Genomic DNA, 16221 nt, shown 5'->3' on the forward strand with positions numbered 1-16221 from the left:
AAAATACAAAACACCCGGTATTTCCTTATGAGATATCGGGTGTTCTGTTTTATACACTATCTATCCTCTGGCAGTGGCACATAACCATCATCTCCTGATATTTTTGAAAATTTATGATTTTTCCACCTTTCTTTAGCTGCTTCAATTTTGTCTTTTGAGGAAGCTACAAAGTTCCAGTAGATGTGTCTTTCTTCTTCGAACGGTTCTCCACCAAAGATTAAAATGTGTGAACCTTTTTCTACAATAAAACCGCACTCATTAGGCTTCTTAGAAACCAGTACATTGCCTTTTGGAATAATTTGATCGCATGCTTTTACACCGCCCTCTAAAACATAAATCGCTACTTCTCCCCTTACTTTATCTACAAGATTGATTTCACTTTCTTCATTAGTGTGAACTTCCATTAGAAACAAATCAGAGTAAACAGGCACAGGAGATTCTTTGCCAAAGGCTTTCCCCGCAATCAGCTTAAAGTCAAGATTTTTACCTTTCCAAGTTGGCAACTGATTAGCTTCAATATGATGAAACGAAGGTTCTATTTCTTCATGCTCCAAGGGAAGCGCTACCCATATTTGCAAGCCATGCATGCGGTTTATCTTTTCCACAGGATCTTTTGGAGAGCGCTCAGAATGCACAATGCCACTACCGGCTGTCATCCAGTTTACCGCACCTGGCTTAATGGTTTGTTCCGTTCCTAAACTATCGCGATGTACAATTTTACCTTCCAGCAAATAGGTAAGCGTAGAAAGCCCAATGTGTGGGTGAGGCCCGATATCCATGCGTTCATTGGATCCAAACTCCTTTGGCCCCATGTGATCAAAATATATGAATGGCCCAACCATACGCTTTTTGCGAAAGGGTAAAATCCGGCCAACCAGAAAGTCGCCAATATCACGACTGCGTTCTTCTATAATTAGGTCTGTGTTACTCATCTTTATTGCTGTTTTTGTTATCAAACTTCTTCAAAGCCTTTTCCGTACTGATGATTGGGTACATCATCAATAGAAATAATAGGACAACAACTGTAACCACCGTAGTTGTATCATCGCTTGGAATGATTGGGCTGGCAACAGCAATCAAAAGAAAAACCATACCAGCTTTCATCATTTCTTTGGCAGAAAATCGTTGAGCAAAATTCCAGTTTAGCTCATTCTTCATTGCACGCCCAGTGCGGTATCCGTATAAGTAATTAGGCCACTTTGGTGGAAATTTAATCATTAGCCATCCAGCAATAATGTAAATTAATCCCAGTAATAAAGAGGTTATAAAGAAGGGGTTTGTAAAATCCATAGCTCAAAAGTTGAGTTGCTAATTTATAAAGCAATTCTGAGCATCACCGCAGATTTGTTATATTCGAAGGAGTTGATAGCCAATTTATTTACAACCAAACCAACCTATGATAACCAGACGCCATCTACGCCTTGATACCGCCATTCGCTATTCATGGAAAAATATTTTCTTCAGCTTAATTTGTAGCATTGCCGCGTATGTGGTGCATATTGTGATTGGGTGGGATGCAATTACAATTCCACTTGGAGTGGTTGGAGTATTAGGAACAGCACTGTCTATTATCCTTGGTTTTAGAAACTCATCCGCCTATGACCGCTGGTGGGAAGCCAGAAAAATTTGGGGTGGTGTGGTAAACGAAAGTCGAACGTTTACCCGACAAGGTCTTACCATTGTAGATCCTAAAAATGTGCCTGAAGAGTTGTGGAGAAAATGTACTCGTATTGTCCATTATCAAATAGCATGGGTAAATGCACTTAGGCTGCAGCTGAGGGAGCAAAAAGATGAAGCACTTTGGCAAAAGGAAGTTGGCTATTATCTCCGCAAAAAGGACTTTGAGCAAATTATGCAAAAAACTAATAAGGTTACCCAGATAGCGATGCTCAACGGTTATGCCATCAAAGAGCTGAATGCCCATGACATAATGGATATCTACAGTTATATCCAAATGGATGATACTTTGACGCGACTTACTGATCTACAAGGCCGTGCCGAAAGAATTAAGGCAACACCCCTTCCCCGCCCTTATGATTATTATACACTGGCTTTTCTGAGCACATTTATACTATTCTTACCATTTTCCCTTATCGAAACCTTCATTTCAATTTCTGCCCCGCTGCTTGTGGTTCCGGTTACAATTATTGTAGGATGGATATTCTACCAAATTTATGTGTTGGGGCTTTCTATGTCCAGTCCATTCCAAAACTGGAAAACAGATGTTCCACTTTCTGCAATTTCTACGGTTATTGAAATTGACCTCAAAGAAATTATTGGAGATGCCGATGTGCCTAGCCCATTAAAAGAAGATGGTGGAGCGCTGATGTGAGAATTACCTTCATTTAATCCTTTTTCTATTTTGTGAGTCAAAGTTGTAAGACCACAACTGACCGACATCTAAAATTGGAAAGCCACCAGCAGATATTACTAAATGTAGCCGATGGAAGCCAAAAGGCTTTTAAGGACTTGTACGACCTATACATTCAAAAGGTCTACAACACGGCTATTAGTTACCTTCAAGATGAGAAGGATGCTGAAGAAGTCACCCAGGATGTCTTCATGACCATTTTCCGTAAGGCGAAACAGTTTGAAGGTAAATCTTCAGTAAGCACTTGGGTTTACAGAATTACCATCAACACATCTATCAACTTCAGTAAAAAGAAAAAGAGGTTTACGCTATTTCGCCTAAGCGAGCAGGAAACCGAAGTCAGCCATTTTGAACATCCCGGTGTCTTATTGGAAAATAAAGAAGACACCGCCTATCTTTTTAAAGCCATTGAAAGTTTGCCCGAAAGTCAAAAAGCGGCCTTTGTCTTGAGTTTTATTGAAGGCCTGCCAAGACAAGAAGTAGCCGATATTTTAGAAACGTCTTTAAAAGCTACCGAGTCTCTATTGCAGAGAGCCAAAGGAAACCTTAGAAAAAAATTAGAAATTATTCATCCCCACCGAAGGAATTGATACAATTGGGATGTCTAAAGAATAAGCTTACAAAAATGAAGAGAGAAGATCCGATAGATAGAATAATAGACAGCGCTGGGAAAATACAGCGAGCAAAGCCAAGCACTTCATTATTTGATAAAATAGACAGTGCCTTATTTCAGCAGGAAGCCCAAGTGATTCCAATGTACTGGCTTCGTATTGCTTCGGTAGCAGCAGCCTTGATAATAGGATTTAATATTTATGGAATAGTACGCTACGAACGAACTAATGATTCGGTTAACACTAGCGTGGAAAAAGATTCGAGTCCACTAATTTCTAACTACAATCTTTACGACTAATGAAAAAGTTAGAATTCTATAAAATTGGCCTTATCACAATGGTTGTTTTAAATCTGGGATTAGTGAGTTTTTTGGTTTTCAACAACCCTCAAAGTCATTCCCACAGCCATGATGGAGAGGATGGTCATTTTAGAAAAAGGGCAATTCAAATTTTGGATTTAGATAAAGAACAGCTGAAGCAGTTTGAAGAACTGGCAACCTTACATCATATGAAAATGATAAAAATGGAAGATCAGCAGAAGGAACTTTTGAGGCCATATTTTAACCAGCTATCTACAGGTGATGGAGTATTGAATGAAGATTCCCGCAAGAAAGTATCGGAGCTGGATCGCCAGAAACTTGAATTAACCTACAATCATTTTAAAGAGGTAAATGCAATTCTTCGCCCTGATCAATACCCAAATTTTGAGATTTTTTTAAGTCAGGCAATCGATGAGTTATTGATGGACGAAAAAAGTTCTCCTCCACCTCCGCACCTTCGAAGGAATCATAAATAACCGTTGTCTAAACCAGTATAATTACATAAATAGAATATGAAACTTAAACACACATTCGGAGCTTTCGCCATTTTTGGATTGACCACCGCTTTTTTAGCATGCAGCAAAGATGATGATTCAAATACTGACAGCACACCATCAGGTTCAGAGCTCCACGCAGCTTTCGCTGAATTTGACGAGGATAATTTCAACATCTATCTTGATGGTGATGAAGTAATTCTGGAATCTAATGGGATGCCAAACCATACTTCGCCTTATTGGTCAAATACTACAGAAAGAACCAGCACTGGCCCTAATGGAGGAACTTTGACCACGCCCGCTGCGGCAAGCAATCATCCACTATTCGTAGAGCCAACTGTTACTTCGTACCAAAACATGGCACCCGGCAATATTGATGATTTTAATGGCTCATACACTTTGCGTATATCTGCTAATCCTGAAAAAGCAAGTAGTCCTAGCAGCACCGGCCTTGGAGCAATTGGTATGGCGGTAAGTGGCGCTATGATTTATAATGATGAAGAAGGCCCCAATGTACCTATTGACAATGCCCTTCCTTCATTAGATTATTCAGCAGCCCATACTGGTCCTCAGAGTTATCATTATCATCTGGAGCCACACGCATGGAGCGAGGATGATGATAAACTGATTGGTATTATCGCTGATGGATTTTTCCTGTATGGCAGAAAATGCAATTCTACAGGAGACTACCCTACTGACCTGGATGCTTCTGGAGGTCACACCAGTCCTACACAACACAATAGCGAATCAGAATATCATTATCACATCCAAAATGAACTTTACCTGAATTCCTACTACATTTTATTCCCGGGAGATTATCAAGGAACAGCTAGTGCCATTCAGTAAAATCATAATATTCATATTGTGCCTACCACTTTTTGCTTGCCAGCAATCTACTGTGGCTGGTGAAATTACTTCAGAAACCGCGGAAGACACAGTTTTACAAAGTAACTTGAGGTTGGACCCAAATAAAGGGCTTGTTTATTATCAGAACAGGCCCTTTAGCGGGTTTTCTATTTCGTATTATCAAAATGCCATTCCCTCCGAAACCATTCAATATCGAAAAGGAAAGAAAGAAGGCAAACTAAAAAAATGGTTTTCGGATGGAACCTTGAGCTTTGAAGCTACTTATGCTGATGGCAAACTACACGGCATTACAAAATCATGGTGGAGCAACGGATATCAGCGCTCAGAAACAAACTATGTAGAGGGAAAAGTAGACGGCAAACTTACCCAATGGTACAATACGGGTGATAAGTTTAAAGAACTAAACTACACCATGGGTCAGGAAAATGGAATGCAAAAAGCTTGGCGCAAAAACGGAAAACTTTATTCAAACTATGAAGCCAGAGATGGTAGAATTTTTGGCTTAAAGCGTGCCAACCTTTGTTATGAGCTAAAAGATGAAGAAGTACAATTCAGTGAATAAACTTAGCATTTACATATTTGCTCTAGTACTGTTTGGCTGTGGCCAAAAGGAGAAGAAAGCTTCCACAGAAATTGCACTACCCTATTACAATGAAACTACCTTTACACCTCGTTGGCTAGCCAAGGACAGTGATGACTTAAATGATTTTCATCAAATCCCAGAATTCAGTTTGGTAAACCAGAATGGTGAAATTATCACCAAGAAAACCTTAGAGGGAAAGATTTATGTGACCAACTTCTTTTTCACGTCCTGCCCTGGTATTTGCCCCAAAATGACCACCAATATGGTTTTGATTCAGGAAGCATTTTTACATGATGATGACGTGCTCCTACTCTCCCACTCCGTAACTCCCGATTTTGACTCAGTGCCTGTTTTAAAAGAATATGCAGAGAAAAAAAACGTGGTGAGCGGAAAGTGGCATTTGCTTACCGGAGACCGTGATCAGATTTATAGCCTTGGCCGAAACAGCTATTTTGTAGAAGAAGACTTAGGACTTGAAAAAGACAATGACGACTTCCTGCATACCGAAAATGTAATCTTGGTTGATCAAAATGGCTATATCCGTGGAATCTACAATGGTTTAAATCAAGCTTCGATGGATCAACTTATCGCAGATATTAGAGTGTTGAAAAAAGAAAGCTGATTTCCTTTCCAAATCACCCTACTTCCAGACAATTGAATATTTTTGAAAGGTCTCATAATTGCTACGGCTTTATAGACATTTATTATTTTTTGAAACAAAATCTACTCCATAGTGAATTACCTAATTGCTCTGAATCTCATAACTGTATTACTATTCTCCTCTCCTTTTTCTGTGGTTAAATCCGAGAAAACAAGCGTTACCGTTGAAATTTCAAACCTTAGAAATAATAAAGGTACTGTGGCGCTGGGTGTATACAAGGACAATGAAACTTTCAAAAAAGAGAAAGAATATCTGCTTAAGGTTTTTCCAAAAACAAAAACCACTGATGATGGTGTTTTGCACGTGGAGTTACCTCTCACCCCTGATACTTATGGAATTGCTTTTTTGGATGACGAAAACGACAATGGTGAAATGGATTATGGCTGGGTACTTCCAAAAGAAGGATTTGGTTTTTCCAATTATGAGCACTCAGGTATGTCAATGCCAAACTTTGATGATTTCAAATTTGAAGTTGGAAACTCACCTACCAAAGTGTATATAAAGGTGAAATATATGTAAGTAATACTTTTTAAAATCATGAAACATATTACTACCATATTAGCTCTAATCTTCACTACGATATCTGCTTCGGCAATGAATTGTGAAAAGTGTGCAATTGAGAATGTAAAACTGATAGCGGAGAATTTAGATTCTTTGACAGTTGAATTAATCAAGGACTTTTTCTGCACTTTTGACAAATCCTGTCAGAACAATAGCGAGTACTCGGAATGGAGTAACGAAATCGTTTTTGAACTACTTGACCATGACGCCAAATTATTTTTGACCGTTTTAAAAGCTGAAAACCTTGAGACAAAAAAAATGATAATTAAAGAGATTGAAACACCTAGTCACGAAGTTGACTTGAATAGAATTTACAAAAAGATCGAATCAACCAACTATGAAGGGACTTTAAAGAAAGAGGTACTAGAGGCGGTTTCAATTGCAACAAAAAAAAACTTAAAAATGGAAAGTACCGGACACGAGTCTAATTTCTAAAACGAGATCAGCAAGCTGCTTTTTTATACAACCTTCTAAAAACGTAAATTTCAAGGAAATTATAATCCTCCATCTTTATGTTTAACAAGATCGCTTTCTGCTCTCTCATCGTAGTCACATTCTCTGCCTGCAATTCCACTTTTATTTACAAAGATGAACCACTCACTCCAGAAACCAAATTAGATTCATCTCGAGGCTATGGAAAAGTAAACCCTGATTCATTGGCAGAGCCTTTCTCCACCAAGTCTGTTTATAATTTTAGTTCGGTACAAGGCTGGGAAGAAGGCCAAACGCCAAAGGCACCAGAGGGATTTAATGTTGAGCTTTTCGCAAAAGAATTGGATCAACCGCGATGGCTTTATGAATTACCAAACGGTGATATAGTTGTTTCAGAATCAAAAGCAGATCGTCTTAGTCTTTTTAGAGATTTGAATGGTGACGGACTGCCCGACACTTCTTTTGTTTTTAAAGATGACTTGAACAAACCCTTCGGAATGCTCCTGATGAACAATCAGTTTTACCTGGCAAATACTGATGCGGTGCTTCGTTTTCCGTACAGTGATGGAGATATCTCATTAAAAGGCAATGGAGAGAAAATACTGGACCTACCTGCTGGTGGTTACAATAATCACTGGACGCGAAACCTTATGGCAAGTCCGGATAATTCCAAGATTTATGTTTCTGTAGGTTCGGCCAGCAATGTGGGCGAACATGGCATGGAAGTAGAAAAACGCAGGGCGGGTATTTTGGAAATAAACCCAGATGGGACAGGCGAGAAAGTTTACGCTTGGGGTTTGCGAAACCCTGTGGGAATGGATTGGAACCCTGAAAATGGAAAACTCTGGACTGCGGTAAACGAGCGCGATGCTTTGGGTGACAACCTTGTTCCAGATTATATAACTTCAGTGCAAGAAGATGGTTTTTACGGCTGGCCCTACACCTATTTTGGAAACCATATTGACCCACGCTGGGCGGATGATATGCCTAATGATTTTTCCAAAGCTATCGTTCCGGATTATGGTGTGGGTTCACACACCGCCTCTTTAGGTTTGGCTTTTTATGATAAAAGTGCCTTTCCCAAAAAATACCAAAACGGAGTTTTTATAGGCCAACATGGCTCGTGGAACCGCACCACCTTAAATGGTTACTGTGTGCTTTTCGTTCCTTTTGAAAATGGAGAGCCATCCGGCAAACCGGAATACTTTCTCACCGGCTTCATTTCTGATTTAAAAGATGAAAAAGTGTATGGTCGTCCTGTGGGAGTTTTTATTCTGAAAGATAGCTCGATGCTGGTAACGGATGATGGCGGGAATGTGATTTGGCGGGTGACTGCAAATCAATAGGCAAGTCATTAATTTATCTTGAAGAATCCCCATCTTGCGCTCTCCTTTATGAAGCCGCAAAATCCCAATACCAAAAACTTAGAAAACGCAGAAAACTACGAGCCCTATAGCTCCGGAGAAACTTCCGTGGAAAAGCATTTGGCCAATTACCCTTCTGCCAAAAAGGAACCGGAAAGTGAAGGAAAAACCATTGTGGTTATTGGTCAGCATCGCTATTATAAGCTTTTTAGCGCCCAGCTCATTCAATGCAAATTGACAAAAGGCGCGCAGCTCAAAAACCCTTTAAATATTACCAACCCCATAGATTTTATGTGGCAGGCTGAGCGGCCTGAAGAGTTGAAATTTTATGCGGCTATTTCTAAGTTTCAGACTTTTTATGATAAATCCGAAGCCGACAAGGAAGCACTTCGATTGCTCTTTAAAAATCCTGCTCGCTATCAATTTTATGAGCATGACCATCGCATTTCTGAAAAGGTAAACATCCGCTCTGTTTCTCCGGTAAGTGTTAGCGTTCCTGCCATTGACTTTCAAATTCGCGTGGAGCGAAATGCCAAAATGTATTCAGTATTTGGCGAACTCACTATTAATGAAATGCCTTGCCTGCTTCATGAAATAGAGGTTCGCTTGGGGCAATTCATAACTCGCGGAAGCAGCTGGTATTTGTGTGAAAACCATGAAATACTTGAAGCAATTTCATATTTCAAGAAGCATGAAAATGAATTTAAGTTAAAAGAGAAATCATTTGAAGCTTTCCAGCGCGATGTACTCTCTGAAATGGAAAATTACATTCCTGTAAACAGGACGTACATAAAATCCATAAGTAAAGAATTTACCCAAGAAGTTAACGCACAGCTCGCCCCGCAAAAACTGATTTACATTGCTGAAGATGGCGATTACATTTCCCTCACTCCCGCCATGCGCTACGGCAATCAGGAAGTGGCTTTGCGTTCCAAAAAGCAACTGTATGGCTTGGATACACGAGGTGATACATACTTCATAAAAAGAGATGATACGGCCGAAGACCAATTTTCGGCTATGCTCATGCGGCAACACCCGCATTTACCTGAGCAAATGGAAAATGAGCTTCAGTATTATTATTTACATAAAGCTCATTTTTTGGATGAAAATTGGTTTTTAAAAGCTTTTGATGAATGGCAGCAAAATGATATTCAGGTTTTAGGTTTTAATGAAATAAAAGGAAACAAATTCAACCCCAATAAAGCCAAGGTAAATATTGAGGTAACAAGCGGTTTGAATTGGTTTAACACCAATGTGGAAGTGAAGTTTGGTAACCAAAAAGCCTCCTTAAAGCACCTGAGCAAAGCTGTAAAAAATAAAAGCCGATACGTTCAGCTGGACGATGGTACGATGGGAATAATCCCCGAAGAATGGTTGCTGAAGTTTGCCAAATATTTCAACTCAGCTAAGATTCAGGAAGAAGCTCTGATTATTCCTAAAATGAGCTTTACGGCAGTAGAAGAAATGTATGACGAGCAATTGCTCGATAGTCAGGTTTTAACCGAAATTGCAGACTACCGCTCGAAGCTGACGAACTTTAAAGAAGTTGAAACTGTGTCCGCTCCAAAGGATTTGCAAGCATCCCTCCGCTCTTATCAATTGCAAGGTTTGAGCTGGCTCAATTTTTTGGATGATTTCAATTTTGGTGGCTGCCTGGCTGATGATATGGGCTTGGGAAAAACCATTCAGGTGATTGCCTTTATACTGCACTTACGTGAAAAACGTAGCCGCAAGACACATTTTTTGGTTTTGCCCACATCCCTCATTCACAATTGGGAAATAGAGCTGGAGAAGTTTGCCTCTTCCATAAAGTATAATCTTCACCATGGGCCAAACCGCCCCAAAACCACCGACCATTTTTCCGATTATGATTTGGTGATTACCACCTATCAAACCTTGGTTTCAGATGTTTCGTTTATCCGAGAATTTACTTTTGGCTATGTGTTTTTGGATGAATCTCAAAATATTAAAAACACAACTTCACAACGCTACAAAGCAGCGTGCTTATTGCAATCACTCAATCGACTGGTTCTAACAGGAACACCGATTGAGAACAATACTTTTGATCTATATGCGCAGCTGTCTTTTGCTTGCCCGGGATTATTAGGAACCAAAACCTTTTTTCGCCACACCTATGCCGTGCCTATTGATAAATTCAAAAAGCGGGATAGCGCCAAAGCTCTCCAGGATACGGTAAGTCCGTTTATTTTGAGGCGAACTAAAAAGGAAGTAGCGAAGGAATTACCAGAAAAAACCGAAGTGACCATCTTCTGTGAAATGGGGCCCGAGCAGCGCAGAGTTTATGATGCTTACGAAAAGGAATTCCGCGAATATCTTTCTGCGCATGATGACGAAGAAATTGACAAAAATCCAATGCACGTATTACGTGGCATCACACGCTTACGTCAAATTTGTAATGCTCCGCAACTAGTAGGCGAAGATAAATTGAAGGGCGAAACGCCCGCCAAAATTGCAATGCTAATGGAACAGCTACGCAGCATCACCGGAAATCATAAAGTGCTGGTGTTTTCACAATTCGTCTCCATGTTGGATCTCATCCAAAATGAACTGAAAACTGAAAAAATAAAGCACGTAAGCCTGACGGGAAGCACCAAAAATCGCGGAGCTGTGGTCAAACAATTTCAGGAGAATGAAGATACCCGAGTGTTTTTGATAAGCCTAAAAGCTGGTGGCACCGGCCTCAACCTTACCGCTGCCGATTATGTTTTCTTAGTTGACCCTTGGTGGAACCCTGCTGTAGAAAATCAAGCCATTGATCGTGTGTATCGAATAGGCCAGGAAAAACACGTGATTGCCGCCCGTCTTATTTGCCCTGATACAGTTGAGGAAAAAATTCAATTGATGCAGGAAGATAAGTCGCACTTGGCGAAGAAGTTGGTTGGAGAGAGTAAGCCTTTTTTGAAAGGTATGGGTAAGGAAGCAATGTTGGGGCTGGTGAGGTAGTACCACCCCTGGCCCCTCCTTTCTGGAGGGGAAATCAGATCAACTTGATTCGAAATAAAATTAAAATTTCAGGATTCAATTACATAAGAAGTCGCCACTCGTAAGTTGTGTTACTGCCAATAGGCAATCTGCTTAAATTTTTCCAGCAACTTTTAGAAAATCACAGGCCATCTCCCCTCCTTTGAGGAGGGGCTGGGGTGGTACTAAACTCCGCGCGAATTGCCTCAAGTACCATCCCAAGCTGGGATCGAACTGACTCATTGAGCACTCGCAAAACCTTAATTCCAATACTATTCAAATAGGCATCTCGCTTAGCATCAGCAATCTGTACAGACTCGTTTCGGTGATAACCGCCATCCACTTCTATTACGAGCTTTTCGGAAGGACAATAAAAATCGACAATGTAATTAGCAATGCTATGCTGACGCCTGAATTTACGCCCATCGAGCTGTGAACCTTTTAAAGCTTTCCATAAACGTGCTTCTGAAATTGTGAGATTGGATCGTAAATCACGTCTATATTTCTTGAGATATTTTCGGTTGTGGAGAGGCATAGCTTAAAAATAAAGGATTTACTCGACTTTCAACAAATTATCCAATCCACCCTTCAACCACACACTATCATTTATATTAGCCCTCCAATTTTTATACTATGTCCTCTACCCTTATTCCTATTATTTCCAAGTCGCTTGGCATCAATGCCGGACAAATTCAAAACACTATAAACCTACTGAACGAAGGTGCTACCGTGCCTTTTATTTCGCGTTACCGCAAAGAAGCCACAGGTAGTTTAGATGAAGTTCAGATTGGTAACATTCAGGAGGAATGGAAAAAATTGCAGGAGCTGATAAAAAGGCGTGAGTTCATTTTAGAAAGTATAAAAGGTCAAGATTTACTAACGCCTGAGTTAGAGTCTAAAATCAACAGCTGCTGGAATACAACCGAACTGGAAGACCTTTACCTTCCGTATAAGCCTAAGCGAAAAACGAAAGCTTCTGTAGCTCGTGAAAAAGGTTTAGAACCTTTGGCGGGAACACTGATGAAGCAGGAGATCACTGATGTGGAAGGCTTTGCAATGCGTTTTGTAAAAGGTGAAGTTACCGATGTGGAAGATGCCCTTTCTGGTGCTCGTGACATAATTGCCGAATGGGTAAATGAAAGAGCTTTCGCCAGAAATAAGGTTCGCCAGCTATTTAGCCGAAAGGCTGAGATAAGTGCCAAAGTGGTAAAGTCAAAAGCTGATGAGGCTGAGAAATATCGCGACTACTTTGATTTTGCGGAACCTTTGAAACGCTGCCCTAGCCACCGTATGTTGGCCATAAGACGTGCCGAAGCTGAAGGTTTGCTTCGTGTGCATATTCTCCTGGATGAGGATGAAGCTTTGGATATACTCGACAATATTTTTGTAAAAGGTAGAAACGAGGCTTCTGAACAAGTGCAGATTGCTGTGAAAGATGCCTACAAGCGACTACTTGCTCCTTCGCTGGAAACAGAATTTAAAAACAGCTCAAAGGAAAAAGCGGATGATGAAGCGATAAAGGTTTTTGCCGAAAACCTCCGTCAGCTATTGATGGCTCCTCCCCTAGGTCCCAAGAGGGTTTTGGCTATCGACCCGGGTTTTAGGACAGGCTGTAAAGTGGTGTGCCTGGATGAACAAGGCGGACTGCTGAGCAATGAAAACATATACCCTCACCCACCGCAATCGGAGAGCGGACAGGCAGCTGCTAAACTCAGCCGATTGATGGAGTCATATAAACTGGAAGCTATTGCTATTGGCAATGGTACTGCTGGTCGAGAAACTGAGGATTTTATTCAACGAAAAATGCATTTGCCGAAAGGCACAGAAGTGTACGTGGTGAATGAAGCAGGGGCATCGATTTACTCAGCCAGTAAGGTGGCGCGTGAGGAATTTCCAACCTATGATGTAACGGTGCGTGGTGCGGTTTCTATTGGTCGCAGACTGATGGATCCTTTGGCCGAACTGGTAAAGATTGATCCGAAAAGTATCGGTGTGGGACAATATCAGCATGATGTGGATCAAAATAAGCTGAAGCAAAGTTTGGACAATGTGGTGGAAAGTACGGTGAACCAAGTTGGCGTAAACCTAAATACCGCCAGCAAGCATTTGCTTACTTATGTTTCGGGTCTGGGCCCAAAGTTGGCCGAAAACATAGTAAAACATCGCGATGAAAACGGAGCTTTTACTTCTCGAAAAGAATTGAAAAAAGTCGCAGGTCTTGGCCCAAAAGCTTTTGAGCAGAGTACAGGTTTTTTACGAATAGCTAACGGTGACAATCCTTTGGACAATTCTGCTGTACACCCTGAAAGCTATAGTATTGTTGAAAAAATGGCGAAAGATATGGGGCGCCAAGTAAGCTCTATGATTGGTGCTACCAAAAAGCTTGAGGAAATTGATTTATCGAAATACATCACAAAAGATGTTGGGCTTCCTACCCTGAAAGACATTATTTCTGAACTGGGGAAAGTAGGCCGTGACCCGCGTGGTAAAACAGAAGTTTTCTCTTTTGATCCAAACATTAGGAAAATGGAAGATCTGCGCGAAGGCATGATTTTACAAGGTTTGGTGAGTAATATTACCAAGTTTGGCGCCTTTGTGGATATAGGCGTAAAGCAAGATGGACTGGTTCATATTTCGCAGCTAGCCAACAAGTTTGTGAGTGACCCCAATGGAATAGTAAGGCTTCAGCAACAGGTTACCGTTAAGGTAACGGAAGTAGATATTCCAAGGAAAAGAATACAGCTGAGTATGAAGGATGTGTAGATTTGTTGAAAAGTGGTTTTGACTTGTGGTTTTGACTTGTGATTTTGACTTGTGATTTTGCAAAGTTTTTCCAAATCAATGTGTTGCATTAAATTGCATCAACTCTAATTCGATACAATGAAAAACGCCTGGTTCAACTTCTCTCTATTTCTACTTTTATCGTTAGCACTTTCACAATGTGATATAAACCAAGAAACGAACTCCTTAAAGGTTGCAGCTTCTGATCCTTTCAAAGAATCCATAGTTCCAAGCCAAAGTTTTGAGATAACTGGTAAAATGGATACCGTTTTACAAGGTTCAAACGGGACTATGATAGTCATTCCAAAAGGAGCTTTTATGGATTCCTATGGGAATACTATTATTGGCGAAATCAAGATAGAATTGGCCGAAGCACTAAGCCTTGATGAGATGATATTTTCAAATCTCACAACCCAATCCAGCGGTCAACCTCTGGAAACCGATGGCATGATCTATATAGATGCAATATCAAACGGTGAACATCTTAGGATCAATCCAAAGAATCCCATTTACATAGAAATACCAACGAAAGAAAAGATTCCGGGAATGATGGCCTACAAGGGAATCAGGGATTCTGAGGGTAACATGAATTGGGTAGATCCTCAACCGATTGAGAACTATTTAGTCACGGTCGACATTAATCTATTAGATTTTTATCCCAATGGTTTTGAAGATGAAATTGTTAAAGGACTACCATTTAGAAAACATGACACACTAACTAAAAACCTTTCAGATAGCCTTTATTACAGTCTGTCTGTTTATAAACTTGGAGATCTACCTGAAATAGCTGAAGAAATTATAATGAATGAACCTTACTATAACAAACAAAGTAAGGTCGTAAATGGAAAGTATACTGAGCAATCTTACTATCAATATTACAATGCGAAAACCCAACAAGAGGAAGTTGGATTTGATACTTCTAAGGCCAAATGCTGTGGCATAGACCCGGCAATGATTAAAGTTTTAAAATCTGGTAAATACGACAGTACCCTGATCGCAACTCGTGAATTTCAAACCAGACTTCAATCCATTTTTGAAACCTGTGAAAATGAAATATTGGAGGTTTATGTCAATAATATTGGTCTAGACCTCTATAAACTTGACAGCATGGCTGCCTATAAGTTGAGAGCTCATAAGATGGCTAAAACATTTGAAAACTATAGCCACGATAAACTCACAAATGTTAGAAATGCCAACAAGTATGTAAGGTTATTGAGAGGATATTACGGAAAGGAACTATCAAAAACCAAAAAGGAACTAGAGAAACTTAGAAGAAAAGCCTTAAAGCAATTGGATAGAGAAAGTAAGGCCTTTGAAAAAGTCGCTGGCGATTACCGCAAACTTCTTTTCAAACGTGAAAAACACCGCATGCAGAAATATGGTTTTGAATGGGCTTCTACCGGATGGATAAACATTGATAAAGGAACTCAACCTAAAACTTGGTTTGCTCAGCCATTAGAGGTGAAGCTTGATAGTAAAGTTGAATTTGATAGAGTGTATTGCTATGCTGTTTATACTTCAATTAAAAGCATATACAGGCTTAATACCGATGATGGTGAAACATTTTATGTAGGCAATGGTGATGATAAGGAAATGCTAATGCCTAACAATGGTTTTGGAGAACTTATAGGCATTGGATACTTGGGTGATAAAACCTATTTCGCTAGGGAAACCTTCATTCCTGGTAAGGACATCTTTCTTAATCTGAAATGGGAAGGAAAGAACATGAATGATATAAAAGATGAAATCAGGGAATTCGAAAAATTTGGTAAAGAAAACCGGATAAGTAAGGATTTGGAATACATGGCGATTTTCGAAAAAGAAAAACAGCGACAGCAAAAGCTTGTAAAAGAGAAAAAATTCATAGAAACACTCCATGATATTGCTTTTCCTTGTTGTCCGATAAATCCTGACGGGAAAGTTTTATACGAAGAAAACTGTAGTAGTTGCCATAAGATCAACCAAAAATTGATTGGACCAGCATTGCATGATGTTACTGCTAAACATGATATAGCGTGGTTATTAGCGTTTACACGGAACAATAAAAAGTTAAGAGATGAAGGTAATCTTGCAGCCCAAGCAATTTTTGAAGAATATAACGGTTCGGTAATGCCTAGGTTTGATTTGACTAATTCTGAAATTGAAGCTATCTACGACTATATCGATGAGTATAACTCGGTAAACCTCTAAACAG

Annotated in this window: 16 protein-coding genes; 13 read left to right on the plus strand and 3 right to left on the minus strand. The window is 40.0% G+C overall.

From position 1 onward, the window contains the following. Positions 1–56: 56 nt before the first annotated feature. Positions 57–932, minus strand: a complete 876-nt coding sequence (locus tag OWEHO_RS03215) for a pirin family protein (RefSeq protein ID WP_014201024.1) — start codon at positions 930–932, stop codon at positions 57–59. Further along, positions 925–1290: an SdpI family protein gene (locus tag OWEHO_RS03220; protein WP_014201025.1), complete on the minus strand. Its 366-nt coding sequence runs from the start codon at positions 1288–1290 to the stop codon at positions 925–927. Before OWEHO_RS03220 ends, OWEHO_RS03215 begins: the two co-directional genes overlap by 8 nt. Positions 1291–1396: 106 nt before the next feature. Between OWEHO_RS03220 and OWEHO_RS03225 the strand changes: the two genes are divergently transcribed. The 11 genes from OWEHO_RS03225 to OWEHO_RS03275 all read left to right on the plus strand — a co-directional run bounded on the left by OWEHO_RS03225 (position 1397) and on the right by OWEHO_RS03275 (position 11228). After that, positions 1397–2332 carry a bestrophin family protein gene (locus OWEHO_RS03225; RefSeq protein ID WP_014201026.1) on the plus strand — a complete coding sequence of 312 codons (936 nt, stop codon included), beginning with the start codon at positions 1397–1399 and terminating at the stop codon, positions 2330–2332. Between the two features lie 74 nt (positions 2333–2406). Continuing rightward, positions 2407–2961 (plus strand): RNA polymerase sigma factor, encoded by a 555-nt coding sequence (locus tag OWEHO_RS03230; RefSeq protein WP_041627417.1) that lies wholly within the window; start codon positions 2407–2409, stop codon positions 2959–2961. Between the two features lie 35 nt (positions 2962–2996). Beyond that, a complete protein-coding gene (locus OWEHO_RS03235; protein WP_014201028.1) occupies positions 2997–3281 on the plus strand; it encodes a hypothetical protein in 285 nt (94 codons plus the stop codon). After that, complete coding sequence (locus tag OWEHO_RS03240; protein WP_014201029.1) at positions 3281–3778, plus strand: periplasmic heavy metal sensor; 498 nt, start codon at positions 3281–3283, stop codon at positions 3776–3778. The genes OWEHO_RS03235 and OWEHO_RS03240 overlap by 1 nt, the downstream gene beginning before the upstream one ends. 36 nt (positions 3779–3814) lie before the next feature. After that, positions 3815–4642: a YHYH protein gene (locus OWEHO_RS03245; RefSeq protein WP_014201030.1), complete on the plus strand. Its 828-nt coding sequence runs from the start codon at positions 3815–3817 to the stop codon at positions 4640–4642. A gap of 16 nt (positions 4643–4658) precedes the next feature. After that, positions 4659–5225 (plus strand): toxin-antitoxin system YwqK family antitoxin, encoded by a 567-nt coding sequence (locus OWEHO_RS03250; protein WP_014201031.1) that lies wholly within the window; start codon positions 4659–4661, stop codon positions 5223–5225. Then, the gene (locus tag OWEHO_RS03255; RefSeq protein ID WP_014201032.1) at positions 5200–5868 is read left to right on the plus strand and encodes an SCO family protein; all 669 of its coding nucleotides are present in this window, start codon (positions 5200–5202) and stop codon (positions 5866–5868) included. Before OWEHO_RS03250 ends, OWEHO_RS03255 begins: the two co-directional genes overlap by 26 nt. A 111-nt stretch (positions 5869–5979) precedes the next feature. Further along, positions 5980–6426 carry a DUF2141 domain-containing protein gene (locus OWEHO_RS17760; protein WP_014201033.1) on the plus strand — a complete coding sequence of 149 codons (447 nt, stop codon included), beginning with the start codon at positions 5980–5982 and terminating at the stop codon, positions 6424–6426. An 18-nt stretch (positions 6427–6444) separates the two neighbouring features. Beyond that, a complete protein-coding gene (locus OWEHO_RS03265) occupies positions 6445–6903 on the plus strand; it encodes a hypothetical protein (RefSeq protein WP_014201034.1) in 459 nt (152 codons plus the stop codon). A 77-nt stretch (positions 6904–6980) separates the two neighbouring features. Next, the gene (locus OWEHO_RS03270; RefSeq protein WP_014201035.1) at positions 6981–8246 is read left to right on the plus strand and encodes a PQQ-dependent sugar dehydrogenase; all 1266 of its coding nucleotides are present in this window, start codon (positions 6981–6983) and stop codon (positions 8244–8246) included. An 18-nt stretch (positions 8247–8264) separates the two neighbouring features. Further along, the gene (locus OWEHO_RS03275) at positions 8265–11228 is read left to right on the plus strand and encodes a DEAD/DEAH box helicase (protein ID WP_143764488.1); all 2964 of its coding nucleotides are present in this window, start codon (positions 8265–8267) and stop codon (positions 11226–11228) included. Between the two features lie 160 nt (positions 11229–11388). Here the strand turns inward: OWEHO_RS03275 and OWEHO_RS03280 are convergent, their stop codons facing one another. Then, entirely contained in the window at positions 11389–11781 is a 393-nt protein-coding gene (locus tag OWEHO_RS03280) for an endonuclease domain-containing protein (RefSeq protein ID WP_014201037.1), read from the minus strand. Positions 11782–11879: 98 nt separating this feature from the next. Here OWEHO_RS03280 and OWEHO_RS03285 point away from each other — a divergent pair, with 98 nt between their 5' ends. Continuing rightward, complete coding sequence (locus OWEHO_RS03285; RefSeq protein WP_014201038.1) at positions 11880–14009, plus strand: Tex family protein; 2130 nt, start codon at positions 11880–11882, stop codon at positions 14007–14009. Positions 14010–14126: 117 nt separating this feature from the next. Beyond that, positions 14127–16217, plus strand: a complete 2091-nt coding sequence (locus OWEHO_RS03290; RefSeq protein WP_014201039.1) for a c-type cytochrome — start codon at positions 14127–14129, stop codon at positions 16215–16217. The last annotated feature ends 4 nt before the right edge of the window (positions 16218–16221 follow it).

It is taken from the genome of Owenweeksia hongkongensis DSM 17368 (assembly GCF_000236705.1).
Taxonomy (GTDB): Bacteria; Bacteroidota; Bacteroidia; order Flavobacteriales; family Schleiferiaceae; genus Owenweeksia; species Owenweeksia hongkongensis.